This window comes from Photorhabdus sp. RM71S, from assembly GCF_042879355.1.
Taxonomy (GTDB): domain Bacteria; phylum Pseudomonadota; class Gammaproteobacteria; order Enterobacterales; family Enterobacteriaceae; genus Photorhabdus; species Photorhabdus kayaii.
Genome location: NZ_JBHFKV010000134.1, coordinates 1 through 1,090 on the forward strand (window position 1 = coordinate 1; position 1,090 = coordinate 1,090).

Sequence of the window (1,090 nt, forward strand, 5' to 3'; positions counted from 1 at the left end):
TTCGCGTGCCGACACGGCTACCGGACACCCTGAATCCCAATATCAACTTTGAAACCTTGCCCTTTGAATTACAGTCGCAACTGACGGTCTGGCAGGCTCCAGAGGTTGACGGTAAGGCGGTCCCCCGAAGGGCGGGTATCAGCGGTTATGGCGCCGGGGGCATCAATGCGCACCTGGTTGTGGAAGAATACAGAACACAAGATGGGCACGGTGAGGACGATAGTCCGGTGACGTTTGTATTATCTGCTCAGACCGTGGAGCGGCTGGAAGCGAACGTGGCGCAGTGGCGTTTATGGCTGGCGGAACGAGCCTCGATACCTCTGGCCAGAATAGCCGGAACCCTGCAACTGGGTCGGGATGCTATGCCGGCTCGTCTTTCAGTGCACGTGAAAAACCGTGAAGTCCTGTTGCGCGCGCTGGATTACTGGCAGTTGCAAGTATCAGAGGGGAGAGCCTGCGGCGAAACGGTGGTGACGCCTGAAGGGCTGTCAGTTTACTGGGGCAATACCCGGGAATCTAGAGCCGTGGATGAGGCAGCGGTGAAGGCCGCTCAGATTGCCGCTGATGGTGAGAAGTTAGGCGCCTTATGGGCTGTGGGTAACCGGGTGGACTGGTTATGCCTGTATCCGTCAGGCCGGCCACACAAGGTGCCGGGATTGCCCCTTTATCCATTTCGTCGTAAACGGTGTTGGCCGGTCAGTGAGATGACGGAGACATTGACGGCAGATAAGACAAGGCTGGCGTCGTTGCCTGAGGCAGGCCAGATTCAGCATGATGTTGAGAAGAATGTTGTTGAAAATAATCTCGTGGTAAACGATGTGGTGAAACGCCATGTCAGTAGCGCAGATTTGGAAAAGACAGAGCAACGCTTACTGGCCATATTTTCAGACGTTCTGGGTCTGGATGAAGGCGAAATACGGGAAGTGGGCACCTTTAGTGAACTGGGGCTGACATCGGTCAATGCGATGCACATCCTTAATGCGATTAACCGAACTTTTAACCGGCATTTTCCGAGCAGTATGGTGTTTGAATTTAATACCTTTAATGCCCTGGCTGCTTACATAAGCAAGCAGTTACCAGCAGACAGTGA

General features: G+C 54.0%; 1 protein-coding gene. It reads left to right on the top strand.

Features of this window, described 5'->3' with window-relative positions; all coding sequences use genetic code 11:
- The coding region (locus ACGF5R_RS24070) for a phosphopantetheine-binding protein (RefSeq protein ID WP_387693139.1) at nucleotides 1-1,090 on the top strand (1,090 nt) is incomplete at both ends.